We start from the raw sequence: 15,380 nt of genomic DNA on the forward strand, positions 1-15,380 counted from the left end.
GGTTGCGGACCTCCTTGCCCGCTTGGCGGGGCTTTTTCAAGCACAATAACGGCTTGATAACGGCTTGATTTTTAGGCCGATTCTGCCTGTCGCGCGGCGCCACCGCGCTCCCGGAACAGCTTCTCCTCCCAGGCCAGCGCGTGGCTCGCGATGGTCTCGAGATCGTCGTAGCGCGGGGTCCAGTCGAGCAGCGAGCGGATTCGGCTCGTATCGGCCACCATGGTCATGATGTCGCCGGGCCGGCGCGCGGCATAGGCGACCGCGAAATTGCGCATCGAGACCCGGCGCACCGCCTCGATGGTCTCGAGCACGGAATAGCCGCGGCCGTAACCGCAGTTCATCGTCACCGATTGCCCGCCGGCGCGCAGATAGGACAGCGCCGCGCGGTGCGCCTCGACGAGGTCGCTGACATGGATGAAGTCGCGCACGCAGCTGCCGTCCTGGGTCGGATAGTCGGTGCCGAACACGTCGATCTTGGCGCGCTGGCCGGTCGCGGCCTCGACCGCGATCTTGAGCAGATGGGTGGCGCCGATGGTGGCGAGACCGACGCGGCCCTTCGGGTCGGCGCCGGCGACGTTGAAGTAGCGCAGCACGACGTAGCTCATGCCATGGGCAGAGGCGACATCGTGCAGCATGATCTCGGTCATCAGCTTCGACGAGCCGTAGGGCGACAGCGGACGCGTCGGCGCGATCTCCGGCACCGGCACCTGGTCCGGATTGCCGTAGACGGCCGCGGTCGAGGAGAAGATGAAGCGGTTGACGCCGCCCTTGACCGCCGCGTTGAGCAGGCTGCGCGTCGTCATGGTGTTGTTGCGGTAGTAGCCGAGCGGATCGCGCATCGAGTCCGGCACCACGACAGAACCGGCGAAATGGATGATGCTGTCGATGCCGTGCTGTGCGATCACGCCCTCGACGAGGTTCTCGTCGCCGGCGTCGCCGATGAACAGCGGAACACCTTCGGGCAGGAACGCGGAGAAGCCGGTTGAAAGATTGTCGACGACGACGACGCTCTCGCCGGCATCGACCAGCGCATGAACCATGTGACTTCCGATATAGCCGGCACCGCCGGTCACAAGCACGGTCATGGATAGAGCTCTCCCGATATCTTTAACGGGTGATGCTAGCGGGAGTGCGGTGAAGAGGGGGTTTCGCGGCGGCCGAACTGGCCACTATGCTTAATGTTGCGTATAGGAACTGGCACGAAACGGAGACTTGCGTGCCGATCGAGAACACACCTGCCGGCGAGCTCGTGCTCATCGTGCCCAATCTGCACCGACGCTATTCGGGTGTCACCGCGACCAACCGCATGGTCGCGCCGAAGCTTGCCAAAATGTTTCGCGCAGGCTGGCTCGGCTCGCATCGGCCGGATGGCATCGACGCGATCGGACTTGTCGATCTCATGCGATTGTGGCGGCGCGCGCGGCCTGTGATCTGGCATGCGCGGCGCAATGACGAGATGATTGTCGGGCTCGCGCTGCGCGCGCTGGGCTGGCCGTTGAAACTGCTGTTCACGTCAGCCGCGCAGCGTCATCACACCTGGCTGACGCGCTGGCTGATCCGCAACATGGATGCGATCATCGCCACCAGCCCGCTGTCGGCGTCCTATCTGAAGCGCGACGCCACCGTGGTGATGCATGGCGTCGATACCGGCCGCTATGCGCCGCCGGTCGATCGCGCGAATGCCTTTGCGGAAAGCGGATTGCCGGGGCGCTATGCAATCGGCTGCTTTGGGCGGGTGCGCGCGCAGAAGGGCAGCGATGTGTTCGTCGAGGCGATGTGCAGGCTGCTGCCGCGCTATCCCGATTTCACCGCCGTCATCGTCGGCGCGGTGGTGCCGGAGCAGCAGGCCTTTGCCAATGAGCTGAAGCGGAAGATCGAGGCCGCCGGCCTGCAATCGCGCATCGTCATCACCGGAGAACTGCCGATCGAGGATGTCGTGCGCTGGTACCAGCGGCTGACGATCTACGCCTTCACCTCGCGCAATGAAGGTTTCGGCCTGACCTTGATCGAGGCGATGTCGGCAGGCGCCGCGCTGGTGGCCGCGCGCGCGGGCGCTGCCGAGTTCGTGGTCGAGGACGGCACGACCGGTGTGCTGACGCCGCCCGGCGATGCCGACGCGCTGGCGGCCGCACTCGAACCCTTGATGCGGGATCCGGCGTCGGCCGCAGCGATGGGCGCGCGGGCACGCCAACGAGTTGTGGATAAGTTCAGCCTCGATGCGGAGGCGAACGCGATCGCCGCGGTCTATCGCGCGTTGATCTGAGCCAGCACGCGCTCGGCGATATCGACGACCTCTTCGGCCGCGATGTCGCGCATGCAGCGATGGTCGTTCATGGTGCAGACCGTGCGCTGGCACGGCTGGCACGGCAGCTTGCCTTTGGTCTGCCGCACCGTGGCGGCGAGGTCATTGAGCGGGGCCCAGAGATAGGGGTCGGTCGGGCCGAAGATGCCCATGGTCGGCGTGCCGATCGCGGCGGCGATGTGCATCAGCCCGGAGTCGTTGGCGATGGCGACGCTTGCCGCGGCCATCGCCAGCACCCCGTTGCGCAGATCGGTGCCGGTGAGATCGCGGACCCGTGCGCCGCCGGCGGCTGCGATCTCCTGCGCCAGCGCCTTCTCGCCGGGCCCGCCGACCACCCAGACGTCGAAGCCGTGCTCGGCGAACAGCCGCGCGGCTTCGGGATAATAGGTCCAGCGTTTGGAGGCGCCGACCGAGCCGGGCCCGAGCGCGACGGCGCGGCCGGTGCCGAGGCCGTTGGACTGCCGCCAACGCCCGATCTCATCCGCGGGAACCCGCAGTTGCGGCACCGGCCATTCCGGCGGGCGGGGGGCGCCGTCAGGCAACGCCAGCACGGCGTTCTTGTCGATGAAGCGCGGCAGCTTTTTTTCACCCCATCGCATCGCATTGATCAGGCCGAACCGCGCCTCGCCAAAGAAGCCGACCCGCTCGGGGATCCCTGCCAGCGCCGGCGCAATGCCGGACTTCCAGGTGCGCGGCATCACCAGCGCGGTGGCATAGTTCCGCTTCCGAAGCTCGGCCGCGAGCGCCCGCTGCCGGGCCAGCGCCAGCCGGCTGCGCGGCAGGTCGAAAACGACCCCGGCTCGGACACCAGGCATATAATCGACCAGCGGAGCGCAAAGACTGGAGGTCACAAGGTCGACCGGCCGGTTGGGCCAGCGCTTGCGGAGCACCCTGACCACGGTGTGGCCGCGCACGAAATCGCCGATCCAAACATAGGGCACGATGAGGATGGGTCTGGTATCCTCCGTATCCTGCGTTTCGATGTCAGATATTGAATCAATATTCATTTCTAAGCAGGCCAAATCCGGATCGGCGCGGCCAAGTCGGTAACCGGTTCGCGATGTGAGGTAAAGCCGTCGTTGCCTGTGGCGCGGGAGTGGGGCAAAGCTGGCGGCTGCAAAGGAATCTGGCGGGATTTCATCATGTTTCTGGTAACCGGGGGCGCCGGTTTTATCGGATCGAACGTCGTGGCCGCGTTGAATGACGCCGGGCGCAGCGACGTGGCGGTCTGCGACATCCTTGGGGACGACGGCAAGTGGCGGAACCTGGCCAAGCGCCAGATCGCCGACTTCGTGCCGCCGGCCGAGTTGATGGCCTGGCTGCAGGGCCGGCGGCTGGATGCCATCCTCCATCTCGGTGCCATTTCGTCGACCACCGCAACCGATGGCGATGCGGTCATGGAAGCTAATTTCAAGACGCCGCTACGCCTTCTCGACTGGTGCACCGCGACCGCAACCCCGCTGATCTATGCCTCGTCCGCGGCGACGTATGGCGACGGTGACCAGGGCTTCGATGACGATGGTTCGGTGGAGGCGTTGAAGCGCCTGCGGCCGATGAACCTGTACGGCTGGAGCAAGAACCTGTTCGATCTCGCCGTCGCCGAGCGCGCTGCGAAAGGCGAAGCTCTGCCGCCGCAATGGGCGGGGCTGAAATTCTTCAACGTGTTCGGCCCGAATGAATATCACAAGGGCCCAATGATGAGCGTACTGGCGCGCCGTTTCGACGACATCAAAGCGGGCCGCGTCGTGCAGCTGTTCAAGTCGCATCGCGAGGGCATCGCCGATGGCGATCAGCGCCGCGACTTCATCTATGTCGACGACGTCGTGCGGGTGATGATGTGGCTGGTCGCGACGCCGCGGGTCTCCGGCCTCTTCAATGTCGGCACCGGCAAGGCGCGCAGCTTCAAGGACCTGATCGTCTCGGCCTACGGCGCGCTCGGCCTGCAGCCGAACATCCAGTATGTCGACATGCCCGAGCAGATTCGCGGCAGTTACCAATATTTCACCCAGAGCGTCGTCGATCGTCTCGGGCGCGCCGGATACAATGGCGGTTTTACGCAGTTGGAAGACGCGGTCGGGGCCTATGTGAACGGCTTTCTCGATCGCGCTGATCGCTATCGCTAGAGCGGATGACGGTGATTGATGTTCGATTTTGAAGCGATCTCGCGTGCAATGTCCGGCCAGACCGTGCTCTGTGTCGGCGACCTCATGCTCGACGAGTTCGTCTATGGCGAGGTGTCGCGGATCTCGCCGGAGGCGCCGGCGCCGGTGATCGCGGTGAGGCGCAGCGAGATCAATATCGGCGGCGCCGGCAACGTCGCGCGCAATATCGCCGCGCTCGGCGGCCGTTGCATCTTCGTCGGCCTGATCGGCGAGGACGCCGCCGGAACGGCGCTGACCGAGGCCTTGGCGAAAGAAGCGGGGATCGAGACCGTGCTGGTGCGCGACGCCGCGCGTCCGACCACGCGCAAGGTGCGCTTCGTCTCGGAACAATTCTCGACCCACATGCTGCGCTCCGATTGGGAGCTGGCGGCGCCGGCCGCGCCCGCCATCGAGCAGCAGCTGATCGATGCGATCCTGCCGCACCTTGTGCGCGCCGACATCGTGCTGCTGTCCGACTATGCCAAGGGCGTGCTGACCGCGCGCGTGATCCGCAATGTGATCGACGCCGCGCGCCAGGCGGGCAAGCGCGTGATCGTCGATCCGAAGAGCGCCAATCTCGCGATCTATCGCGGCGCGACCGTATTGACGCCGAACCGCAAGGAATTCGCCGAGGCAACCCGCAGCCGTGCCGACAGCCAGGACAGCATCGCGCAGGCCGCGCCCGATGCGATGGTCCTGGCCGATTGCGAGGCGATGCTGGTGACGCAGGGCGAGCGCGGCATGACGCTGGTGACGCGGGACGGCGGTTCGATCCACGTGCCGGCGCTGCCGGTCAAGGTGCGCGACGTTTCCGGGGCCGGCGACACCGTCGCTGCGGCGCTGGCACTGGCGCTGGCCGGCGGTGCCGACTGGGACGGCGCGCTGCGGATCGCGAGTGCCGCAGCCGCGGTTGCGGTCGGCAAGACCGGTACCGCGATCGTCAGGTCCGCCGAGTTGCGGCGAAAGATCCTGCCGCACGCTTCGCTGGCGGCCGAGGAGAAGATCGTCCCGGCCGGCGGCGATATCGACGCATATCTCGAGGAATGGCGCAGGCAGGATCTGCGGATCGGCTTCACCAACGGCTGTTTCGACATCCTGCATCCCGGCCACGTCAAGGTGCTGACCGCCGCGCGCAGCGCCTGTGACCGCCTGATCGTCGGATTGAACAGCGACGCCTCGGTGAAGCGGCTGAAGGGCGAGGGACGTCCGGTGCAGAACGAGCGCGCCCGGGCCGAGGTGCTGGCGGCGCTGGAAGCCGTCGACCTCGTCGCAATCTTCGAGGAGGACACGCCGATCAATCTGATCGCGAAGGTGCGGCCGAGCGTGCTGGTCAAGGGCGGCGACTATACTCGCGAGCAGGTGGTCGGCCACGAGATCGTCGAGGCCGCCGGCGGCGAGGTGGTGCTGGTCGAGATCCTGCAGGGCCACAGCACGACGTCGCTGGTTGCCCGGGCCCGCGAGGGCAAGGCGTGAGCGCGAGCATGGCATCCCCGGCAGGCGCCGCGGCGTGCCCGGCCTGGCGCGATCCGGCGCGCTGGCAGACCACGACCGATGTGGTCGCGGTCCTGATAGCGCTGTCGCTGCCGTGGTCGACCTCGCTGGTCGGCATCTTCGGCGTGGTGCTGCTGATCTCGATTGCGCCGACCGTCGACCTGCGGTCGTTCTGGACGCTGCTCAAGCGGCCGATCTGCGTGGCGCCGATCGCGCTGTTTTGCCTCGCGCTCACCGGCACGCTCTGGTCGGACGCCGCCTGGGGCGCGCGATTGTACGCGGTCGGGCCGACCGCAAAGCTCCTGGTGCTTCCGGTCCTGCTCTATCACTTCCAGCGCTCGAGCCGCGGGACATGGGTGTTCGTGGCTTTCCTCGTCTCCTGCACGCTGTTGATGCTGATGTCGTGGCTGGTGCTTGCCTATCCCCACCTCGCGCTGCGGGCGCCCGCCCCCGGCGAGCAGGGCGTCTTCGTCAAGAACTACATCGACCAGAGCCAGGAATTCACGCTGTGTGCGGTCGCGCTGGCCTATCCGATCGTGATGCTGTTGCGGGCCAATCGCGTGCTGCCGGCCGTGTTGCTGACCGGGATTGCGCTCAGCCTGCTTGCCAACATGGCGCTCGTGGTGGTGTCGCGGACCGCGCTGGTGACCATTCCGATCATGTTCGCGGTGTTTGCGCTGCTGCATTTGCGCTGGCGCAGCATTGTCCTGATCGCGTGTGCGGCCGGTGCGTTGTCCGTGGCGGCGTGGTACGCCTCGCCCCAACTGCGCGCGACGGCCGATTCATTCCAGCGCGACTACAAGCTCTACATGGAGCGCAACGAGCCGACGTCGCTTGGTTTGCGGCTCGAATTCTGGCGCAAATCGCTCGGCTTCTTTGCCGAGGCTCCGGTCATCGGCCATGGCACCGGCTCGACGCGGGGCCTGTTCGAGCGCGTCGCGGCCGGCGGTGTGAACCAGGCGTCCGCCGAAGTGATCGGAAACCCCCACAATCAAACGTTGAACGTCGCCGTGCAGTGGGGCATTGTGGGTGTAGCGATACTGTACGCGATGTGGCTGCTGCACCTGTTGCTGTTCCGCGGCGACGGTCTCGTCAACTGGATCGGGCTTCTCGTCGTGGTACAGAATATTTCAAGTTCGTTGTTTAATTCACACATCTTCGACTTTCATGAAGGCTGGATGTACGTGCTGGGCGTCGGGGTTGCGGGCGGTATGGCGTTGAAGGGGCGATTGGGGACGGATATGGAACCCGAGCCTCCGATCCGTCCATGATCGCTGGCAAGGGCTCCGCAGATACGCTACAGCCTGCCAATGTCCCGTCGCGAACTCCCAGTTGCCAGTAACCCGTCCGTTAGATGACGCGCCTTTCACAATTCACCACGCGCAACTTCCTGATCCTGGCGCATGACGCGCTCGCGACGACGTTTGCGTTGCTGGCGAGCTTTTATCTGCGCTTCGAGGGCAGCCTGCTGACCGATCGGCTGCCGCATTTGCTGCGGATTCTGCCCTGGTTCGTGCTGTTCAGCGTCGTGGTCAGCTATTTCTCCAATCTGACCACGGCGAAATGGCGCTTCACCTCGCTGCCGGACGCGGTGAACATCCTGCGGGTCGCAGCGGTGCTGACGCTGGCACTGGTCGTGGTGGACTATGTCTACTTCTTCACCGGGGCGAATTCGCCAAGTCCGGTGTTCCTCGGCCGTGTCACGATCATCCTGTTCTTCTTCCTTGAGGTGTTCGCGCTGAGCGCACTGCGCCTCGGCTATCGCTACTTCCGCTATTCGCGCACGCGGCTTCACGCCCGATCCGACAATGCTGCGTCGGCGCTGCTGGTCGGACGCACGGCCGACGCGGAAGTCGTGCTGCGCGGCATCGAGAACGGCGCCATCAAGCGGCTCTGGCCGGTCGGTGTGCTCTCGCCGTCGGCCGCGGACCGCGGCCAGATGATCCGCAACATTCCCGTGGTCGGCGGCGTCGACGATATCGAAGCCGTGATTCGGGATTTCGAGAGCCGCCAGCGGCCGATCAAGCGTGTGGTCATGACGCCCTCGGCCTTCGAGCCGGATGCGCATCCGGAAAGCGTGCTGATGCGCGCCAAGCGGCTTGGTCTGATGGTCAGCCGCCTGCCGTCGCTGGAGGGCGGCGATACGCCACGGCTCACCAATGTCGCGGTTGAAGACCTGCTGCTGCGCCCGAGCCAGAAGATCGACTACGCGCGGCTCGAGACGCTGGTGAAGGGCAAGTCCGTCATCGTGACCGGCGGCGGCGGCTCGATCGGCGCGGAGATCTGCGAGAGGGTCGCGACCTTCGGCGCGGCGCGCCTCTTGGTCGTCGAGAACTCGGAGCCGGCGCTCTATGCGGTCACCGAGGCGCTGTCCGCGCGCGATGCCGGCCCCGAGATCGAGGGCCGGATTGCGGACATCAGAGATCGCGAGCGCATCACGCGCCTGATGAGCGAGTTCAAGCCCGACATCGTGTTCCATGCCGCGGCGCTCAAGCATGTGCCGATCCTGGAGCGCGACTGGAGCGAAGGGGTCAAGACCAACATCTTCGGCTCCGTGAACGTCGCCGACGCGGCGCGTGCCGCGGGCGCGAGCGCGATGGTGATGATCTCGACCGACAAGGCGATCGAGCCGGTGTCGATGCTGGGCCTGACTAAGCGGTTCGCCGAGATGTACTGTCAGGCGATGGATCATGACCTGATGGCCGAGGCCAGGGGCAAGTCGCACATGCGGCTGATCTCGGTGCGGTTCGGTAACGTGCTGGCGTCCAACGGATCCGTGGTGCCGAAATTCAAGGCCCAGATCGAGGCCGGCGGACCGATCACGGTGACCCATCCGGACATGGTCCGCTATTTCATGACGATCCGCGAAGCCTGCGATCTTGTGATCACCGCCGCGACGCACGCCATGACGCCGGCGCGGCCTGACGTCTCGGTCTATGTGCTGAACATGGGGCAGCCGGTGAAGATCGTCGATCTCGCCGAGCGGATGATCCGCCTCTCGGGCCTGCAACCAGGCGTCGACGTCGAGATCGTGTTCAGCGGCATCCGACCCGGCGAGCGGCTCAACGAGATCCTGTTCGCAAGCCAGGAGCCGACGCTCGAAATCGGCGTCGCCGGCGTCATGGCCGCGAAACCGAACCAGCCTCCGATGTCGACGCTGCGCAAATGGCTTGCGGCGCTGGAAGACGCGATCGAGAGAGATGACCGCGTGACCATCCGTGCCGTCCTTCAGGACGCCGTGCCCGAGTTCGGATCGAATGCCGCCTGACCGCGCCGTCCTGCGGGCGATCAGGCAGGACCGTTTCGAAAGCCATTGATGCCCAGTTCTCGAAAAGTCGTGGTCGCCAGCCAGCATTATCCGCCGGACCACAGCACGACCGCCGCGATCATGTCCGCGATCGCCGAACGGATCGCGCAGGAGGCGGATGTGGTGGTGGTCTCCGGGATGCCGGGCTCGGCGAGGGCGCCGGCGCCGGGGCGGCCCGTCGTCGTCGAGATCAGGAACCGGCTGCCGGGCAAGGCGGCGCTGATCAAGCGCGCGCTGGCCGAGGCGCTGTTTACGGTGCGGATGTTCTTTGCGTTGTTGTCGCGGCTGCAGCGCGGCGATGTGGCGCTGACGGTGACGGCGCCTTTCGCGCTGCCTTATGCGGTGGCCGCCGCGGCGCGGTTGAAGGGGGCCAAGTCGGCGTTGATCCTGCACGACCTGTTTCCGGATGTTCTCGTGATGGCCGGGCTGCTGCGGCCGTCATCGCTGGTTGCGCGAGCGATGCGCGCGATCAACGCGCTGATGTTCCGTGCCTTGAACGCCGTCATCGTCATCGGCCGCGACGCCGAGAAGCTGCTGCTGCGCTATCGCGGAATGACGCCGGACAAGATCAGGTTCATCCCGAACTGGGCGACGCTCGACCCCGGCAATCGTCCCGTCAGCCCCGATAATCCGTTTCGCAAGGCGATCGCCGCCCGCTTCGTCGTCGGTTTGTCCGGCAATCTCGGCTTCACCCACGATCCGGACATCGTCTTCGAGGCCGCGCGGCTGTTGCGTGACGAGCGCGATATCCATTTCCTGCTCTCGGGATGGGGCATGGGCTTTGCGCGGCTGAAGGAGATGCAGGCCGAGGCGCAGCTCGCCAACGTCACGCTGGTCGAGCGCGTCGCGGATGGCGAGCTCGATGCGCTGCTCTCCAGTGCGGACGTCTGGCTCATTCCCTATCGCGAGAACGTTGCCGGTGTATCGGTCCCGAGCCGGTTCTATAATCTGCTTGCAGCCGGCCGGCCCGTCATCCTGGTCTCCGAACCCGAAGCCGAGGCCGCGCTGACCGTCAGCGAAAACCGGCTGGGCTGGGTCGTCACGCCGGGACGGCCCGACCAACTCGCCGATGCCATCAGGATGGCGTCGCAATCGCAGGACGCCGCGATGGCCGAGCGCGCCGTCGCGACCGCGCGGACCTTCAGTCCCGAGCGGGCCCTGTCGAGCTACGCCGCGCTGGTTGCGGAGCTGTTATCCAATCACGATGTGGAGCGGACAGCATGAATGATCGCCGCCCGACGGTTCTGGTGACGGGTGCGAGCGGCTTTGTCGGTCGCCACGTGGTGCCTGAGCTCGAGCAGAACGGCTGGTTGGTGCGACGCGCGGTGCGCACCCCGCTGCAAGATGCAAACGACGTGGCGATTGGCTCGCTCAGTCCCGCCACCGATTGGCGCGCCGCGCTCGATGGCGTGGACGCCGTTGTTCATCTTGCGGCTCGCGTTCACCAGCAGTCCGATGAACAGGCGATCGAGCTCTACCGCAACGTCAATATCGAGGGCACGCTGCACCTGGCGCGCTCGGCGGTCGCAGCGGGCGTTCGGGATTTCATTTTTGTCAGCACGATCCTGGTGCATGGGCGCAGCAATTACGGCCGCCCGCCGTTTCGCGAGGACGATGTCCTGACACCTCGCGGCCTCTACGGAAACTCGAAGGCGGCCGCCGAAGTTGGCCTGAAGGGGATTGTGCCGGGCAGCGGCATGAGGGTGACCGTGATCAGGCCGCCGCTGATCTACGGCGCCGGTGCGAAAGGAAATTTCGCCCTGCTCAAGCGCGCGGTGATCAAGCGCATGCCGCTTCCGCTCGCCTTTGTGAAGAATCGCCGCGCGTTCCTGTCGGCGGAAAACCTGGCGTCGTTCATACTGTATCGGTTGTCGCGACCGGGAAATGATTTCGACGTGTTTCTGGTGGCCGACCGCGAGCAGGTCTCGACGCGGGAGTTCGTCGAGCGCCTTGCCCGCGCGGCAGGAACCTCGCCGCGCCTGTTCTGGCTGCCGTCGCCGCTCCTGAAACTGTCGCTCACGGTGGGCGGCCGCAAGGAAGCCTATGACAGCCTGTTCGCCTCGCTTGAACTCGATCTGTCCAAGGTCGCGAGCACCGGATGGCAGCAGCCGATCAGCCTCGATGAGGGGCTGCGGCGCGCGCTGCACCGAACGGATATCTAGGTTTTTTTACGCGTTTTCTTCACGCGAACCGGTATCCACTTCGCTGGAAAACGCTCTGGCCCGATCAGAACGGTCGCGAGAACCGGCGCAGTTGCCAGGCGACGGCGAGCGCGCCGGCCAGCAGCAGGACGATGTCTGCGACGCGGGAGTTGAGCGCGACCGAGGCGAATGCGAGCAGCGCCAACGCCACGTTGAGTGCAAAGACCTCGCCGACGACGCGCCACACCACAAATCCGTTGTCGGTCGCGCGCTGATAGAAGTGCGAGCGGTGCGCGGACCAGAACGGCTCGCGCCGCGCGACGCGACGAAACAGCGTGACCGTCGCATCGGTCAAATAATACAGCGGCAGCAGCAGCGCTGCGGCGAATTGCTGATGCAGGGCAAGCTCGAGCAGGCACCAGCCCAGCAGCAAGCCGATCGGCAGGCTGCCGACATCGCCAAGGAATATCTTTGCCACCGGCCGGTTGAACGGTGCGAAGCCGAGCAGCGCGCCGCACAGCGCCGCCGCAACCAGCGCGCAAGCGGCGGGCACATGGCCGAAGCTGCCGAGCAGGGCGACGGCTACCGTGATCGGCACGGCCTCGGCCGCTGTCATCAGGTCGAGCCCGTCCATGAAGTTGACGAGGTTCACGAACCAGAGGCCGGCGATCAGCAGCAGGCCTCGTTCGAGCCAGACCGGGCAGGCCGGAACGAGCCTGAGATCGGCCGGCGCCGAAAACACCACGGCCGCAACGGCGGCGGCTTGCAGTAATAGCCGCGGCACGACGGGCAGCGAGCGGATGTCGTCGGCAAAGCCCACCACCGCGATGAACAGGCAGGCCGCGAACACCGTGAATGGTATCGTGAGGTCCGCAGATCCGGCCAGCACGATGACGAGCCCGCCCGCGAGCAGCGTGGCCGCGATGACCGCGATGCCGGCACCCTGCGGCGTTGGAACGCGGTGCGACGAGCGCGCATTCGGCTTCGCCAGTGCCACGCGCAGCAGCAGAGGCCGCGTTGCCCAGATCAGGACGGCCGAGATCGATGCGGCCAGCACCGCTGCGATCAATGACAGGAGGGTCTCGAAACTGCTCATTCTGGTCCGGTCATTGCGATCCCGGGATTCGCGATTGCGATCCCGGGACTTCGATCGGCTCGGCGCCCTTGGCGGCCTTTTCCGGGCTCAGGATCCACACCAGGCCGCCGAACACACCGACCACGAACGACACCGCGCCGAACAGCAGCGAGATGTTGACGCCTTCATTTGCGATCAAGCCGGCATAGCCGAAGGCCAGCGCCATCGTGGCCTCGCGCACGCCCCAGCCCGCGATCGAGATCGGCATCATCGTGATCAACATCACCGGGGGCAACAATTGGAAGATCTCGCCGAAGGTGACGGGGGCCGCGATCGACTTCACCACGCACCAGCCGATCACGGCGGTCACCACGTGAATGGCGATCGAAAGGGTCGCGACCCGCAATCCGTGCTTGCGGCTGAACAACACCCGGTTCGCGATGACCGCGCAGGCGTGGATGTGGTGCGTTGCCCACCACTGCTTCAGCCAGGGCCACGGCAACAGGCCGATCACGAGGAAACCAAATCCGGCCGCGAGCGCGGCGAGGTCGAGCAGCAGCAACGCGATCCAGCCGTTGGTATCGGAGATCAGCCGGTAGCTCCAGGGCAGGGTGGCCGCGATGACGACGGCCAGCGCGATCAGTCCGACCGCGCGATCGACGAAGATCGAATAGGTGGCTGCGCGCCAGCCCGCACCGGCGCGCGCGACAAGCCAGAGGCGCACGGCGTCGCCGCCGATCGAAGACGGCAGGGTCTGGTTGAAGAAGGTGCCGATCACGTTGAAGCGCATCGCCTGGGATGTCTCCAGCGGCGCGCCGCACTCCACGCTGATCTCGCGCCAGCGCAACACCCCGAGGAAGATCTGCAGGAAGGTGACCGCGATCGCGAGGCCGAGCCAGCCCAGGCTCTCGACCTGGATGCGGGAGGCGAGGTCATACAGATTGACCTTGCGCAGCGAGAAATAGAGCAGCGCAGCCGAGATCAGGATCTTGACGGTCGAAAGCAGGATTCGGCGCATTTCCGTTCGCGCTGCCAGGTTTTCAGAATGTGTCAAAAACAGCGCAAAACGCTTTCGCGCGCCCAAATTCGCCGCCTTGGTATGGTTTCCGCACCGATCTGGCAATACCCGTACCGACCCTATTGCGGTCCGCTCGACGGGGCGGCTAAAGAGGCCGGGCTGGGGAAGACAGCACTCACCCGGGGTTTACAATACGGGTAAAATCCGACCAGACGTGCGGGGGCACGCGTGATACTGCTCGGATCGTGCTTTGGAGGTAATCCGGCCGCCCGCTGCGGCTGCCCGGGAAAAATCTTAGGGTGTCGTCCGCGGACACGACAGGACTTGAGGTATTGATGGACCGGCGAATAATCCCCCTGATCATGTGCGGCGGTGCAGGCACGCGGCTCTGGCCGGCGTCACGCGAGGTGCATCCCAAGCAGTTCCTGTCGCTGTTCGGGGCGCGCTCGACCTTCCAGGAGACGCTGCTGCGGGTCTTCGACGCCGGCCTGTTCGAGCGGCCGATCGTGATCACCAACGAGGCCTATCGCTTCATGGTGCTGGAGCAGCTGGCCGAGATCGGCCGCGAGGCTGATGTGCTGCTGGAGCCGATGCGCCGCGACTCCGGGCCCGCGATCGCGGCCGGTGCGGCATTCGCGCAGAGCCGTGACAGCGAGGCGATCGTGCTGGCGCTCGCCGCGGACCACCTGGTGCGGGATACGCCGGCCTTCGTCGCCGCGTGCCGCGGCGGATTGGTGGCTGCCGAAGCCGGCCGCATCGTGACCTTCGGCGTCAAGCCGGAACGGCCCGCGACCGAATACGGCTATATCAGCCCGGGCGAGGTGGTCGCCGGCGAGGTGCGCGCGGTGGCAAAATTCGTCGAGAAGCCCGATGCCGCGACGGCGGCAGGCTATATCGATGCGGGCTATCTCTGGAACAGCGGCAACTTCATGTTCCGCGCCGGCGTGCTGCTCGACGAGTATCGCAACGTCGATGCCGGCAGCATTGCGTCGGTGGAGCAGTCGGTTGCGTCAGCGACGCGCGACCTCGGCTTCGTCAAGCTCGATGCGTCGGCGTTCGGCGCGGCAAAGGCGATCTCGATCGATTACGCCGTGATGGAGAAGACCGCTCATGCCGCGGTGGTGCCGGTGGCGTGCGGCTGGTCCGACATCGGCTCGTGGCGCCAGGTCTGGGAGCTCTCCGACAAGGACAGTCTCGGCAACGCGGCGCGCGGCGCGGCGGTGTTCGAGGACTCCCGCAATTGCAACGTCTCGACCGACCGGGCGCTGGTCGCGCTCGAAGGCGTCGACGACCTCGTCGTGGTCGCGACTCAAGACGCGGTGCTGGTGTCACGCCAGAAGGACGCCAACGGGCTGAAGCGGCTGGTCGCGAAATTGAAGGTCGCGGCGCCCGGGGTGACCGAGAACCACATCAAGGTGCATCGCCCCTGGGGCTCCTATCAATCGGTCGACAATGGCGACCGCCACCAGGTCAAGCGCATCATCGTCAAGCCGGGCGGACGGCTCTCACTGCAGAAGCACCATCACCGCTCCGAGCACTGGATCGTGGTACGCGGCACCGCGCAGGTCACCGTCAACGAGCTGATCAAGACGGTGCACGAGAACGAGTCGGTCTACATCCCGATCGGCGCGGTGCACCGGCTGGAGAATCCCGGCAAGATCCAGCTCGAGCTGATCGAGGTGCAGACCGGCAGCTATTTCGGCGAGGACGACATCATCCGCATCGAGGACGACTACCGGCGCAGCTGAGGCGAGCCGGTTCCCGCGCCAATCGCCGGGCGCGGGACGATGTAACTCTTTGAATCAAAACGTGTCCGGATTTCGTCCTTGGCATTCGCCACATTTGTGACGCCGTGCTATAGCGGCTGCCAATGAAGCGGGGTGATTTGCGCCAAAGGCGCAGATC

Annotated in this window: 12 protein-coding genes; 8 read left to right on the forward strand and 4 right to left on the reverse strand. The window is 65.8% G+C overall.

The features are described 5' to 3' along the window. Window positions 1-71 precede the first annotated feature (71 nt). A complete protein-coding gene (galE, locus tag ACE10Z_RS16995; protein ID WP_375788945.1) occupies window positions 72-1,085 on the reverse strand; it encodes a UDP-glucose 4-epimerase GalE in 1,014 nt (337 codons plus the stop codon). Window positions 1,086-1,222: 137 nt separating this feature from the next. Here galE and ACE10Z_RS17000 point away from each other — a divergent pair, with 137 nt between their 5' ends. Then, window positions 1,223-2,263: a glycosyltransferase family 4 protein gene (locus ACE10Z_RS17000; RefSeq protein WP_375789856.1), complete on the forward strand. Its 1,041-nt coding sequence runs from the start codon at window positions 1,223-1,225 to the stop codon at window positions 2,261-2,263. Here the strand turns inward: ACE10Z_RS17000 and waaF are convergent. Continuing rightward, on the reverse strand, window positions 2,245-3,309 hold the full coding sequence (gene waaF, locus ACE10Z_RS17005; protein WP_375788946.1) for a lipopolysaccharide heptosyltransferase II: 1,065 nt from the start codon (window positions 3,307-3,309) through the stop codon (window positions 2,245-2,247). The genes ACE10Z_RS17000 and waaF overlap by 19 nt on opposite strands. Window positions 3,310-3,444: 135 nt before the next feature. Here waaF and rfaD point away from each other — a divergent pair, with 135 nt between their 5' ends. The 6 genes from rfaD (at window position 3,445) to ACE10Z_RS17035 (ending at window position 11,403) form a co-directional block, all read left to right on the forward strand. Next, window positions 3,445-4,425: an ADP-glyceromanno-heptose 6-epimerase gene (rfaD, locus tag ACE10Z_RS17010; protein WP_375788947.1), complete on the forward strand. Its 981-nt coding sequence runs from the start codon at window positions 3,445-3,447 to the stop codon at window positions 4,423-4,425. A gap of 18 nt (window positions 4,426-4,443) precedes the next feature. Continuing rightward, window positions 4,444-5,916 carry a D-glycero-beta-D-manno-heptose-7-phosphate kinase gene (rfaE1, locus tag ACE10Z_RS17015; protein ID WP_375788948.1) on the forward strand — a complete coding sequence of 491 codons (1,473 nt, stop codon included), beginning with the start codon at window positions 4,444-4,446 and terminating at the stop codon, window positions 5,914-5,916. Window positions 5,917-5,924: 8 nt separating this feature from the next. Next, window positions 5,925-7,205: an O-antigen ligase family protein gene (locus ACE10Z_RS17020; RefSeq protein WP_375788949.1), complete on the forward strand. Its 1,281-nt coding sequence runs from the start codon at window positions 5,925-5,927 to the stop codon at window positions 7,203-7,205. 83 nt (window positions 7,206-7,288) lie between these two features. After that, complete coding sequence (locus ACE10Z_RS17025; protein WP_298375428.1) at window positions 7,289-9,202, forward strand: nucleoside-diphosphate sugar epimerase/dehydratase; 1,914 nt, start codon at window positions 7,289-7,291, stop codon at window positions 9,200-9,202. Window positions 9,203-9,250: 48 nt separating this feature from the next. Continuing rightward, entirely contained in the window at window positions 9,251-10,465 is a 1,215-nt protein-coding gene (locus ACE10Z_RS17030; protein ID WP_375788950.1) for a glycosyltransferase family 4 protein, read from the forward strand. Beyond that, window positions 10,462-11,403: an NAD-dependent epimerase/dehydratase family protein gene (locus ACE10Z_RS17035; RefSeq protein WP_375788951.1), complete on the forward strand. Its 942-nt coding sequence runs from the start codon at window positions 10,462-10,464 to the stop codon at window positions 11,401-11,403. The genes ACE10Z_RS17030 and ACE10Z_RS17035 overlap by 4 nt, the downstream gene beginning before the upstream one ends. A gap of 64 nt (window positions 11,404-11,467) precedes the next feature. Here the strand turns inward: ACE10Z_RS17035 and ACE10Z_RS17040 are convergent, their stop codons facing one another. Together ACE10Z_RS17040 and ACE10Z_RS17045 are read right to left on the reverse strand one after the other, a co-directional pair. Next, window positions 11,468-12,478 (reverse strand): glycosyl transferase, encoded by a 1,011-nt coding sequence (locus tag ACE10Z_RS17040; RefSeq protein WP_375788952.1) that lies wholly within the window; start codon window positions 12,476-12,478, stop codon window positions 11,468-11,470. 10 nt (window positions 12,479-12,488) lie between these two features. After that, window positions 12,489-13,475, reverse strand: a complete 987-nt coding sequence (locus ACE10Z_RS17045) for a lysylphosphatidylglycerol synthase transmembrane domain-containing protein (RefSeq protein WP_375788953.1) — start codon at window positions 13,473-13,475, stop codon at window positions 12,489-12,491. A gap of 335 nt (window positions 13,476-13,810) precedes the next feature. Here ACE10Z_RS17045 and ACE10Z_RS17050 point away from each other — a divergent pair, with 335 nt between their 5' ends. Beyond that, on the forward strand, window positions 13,811-15,223 hold the full coding sequence (locus ACE10Z_RS17050) for a mannose-1-phosphate guanylyltransferase/mannose-6-phosphate isomerase (protein WP_375788954.1): 1,413 nt from the start codon (window positions 13,811-13,813) through the stop codon (window positions 15,221-15,223). Window positions 15,224-15,380: the final 157 nt, after the last annotated feature.

The sequence above is a fragment of the Bradyrhizobium sp. Pha-3 genome, assembly GCF_042258615.1.
GTDB lineage: Bacteria > Pseudomonadota > Alphaproteobacteria > Rhizobiales > Xanthobacteraceae > Bradyrhizobium.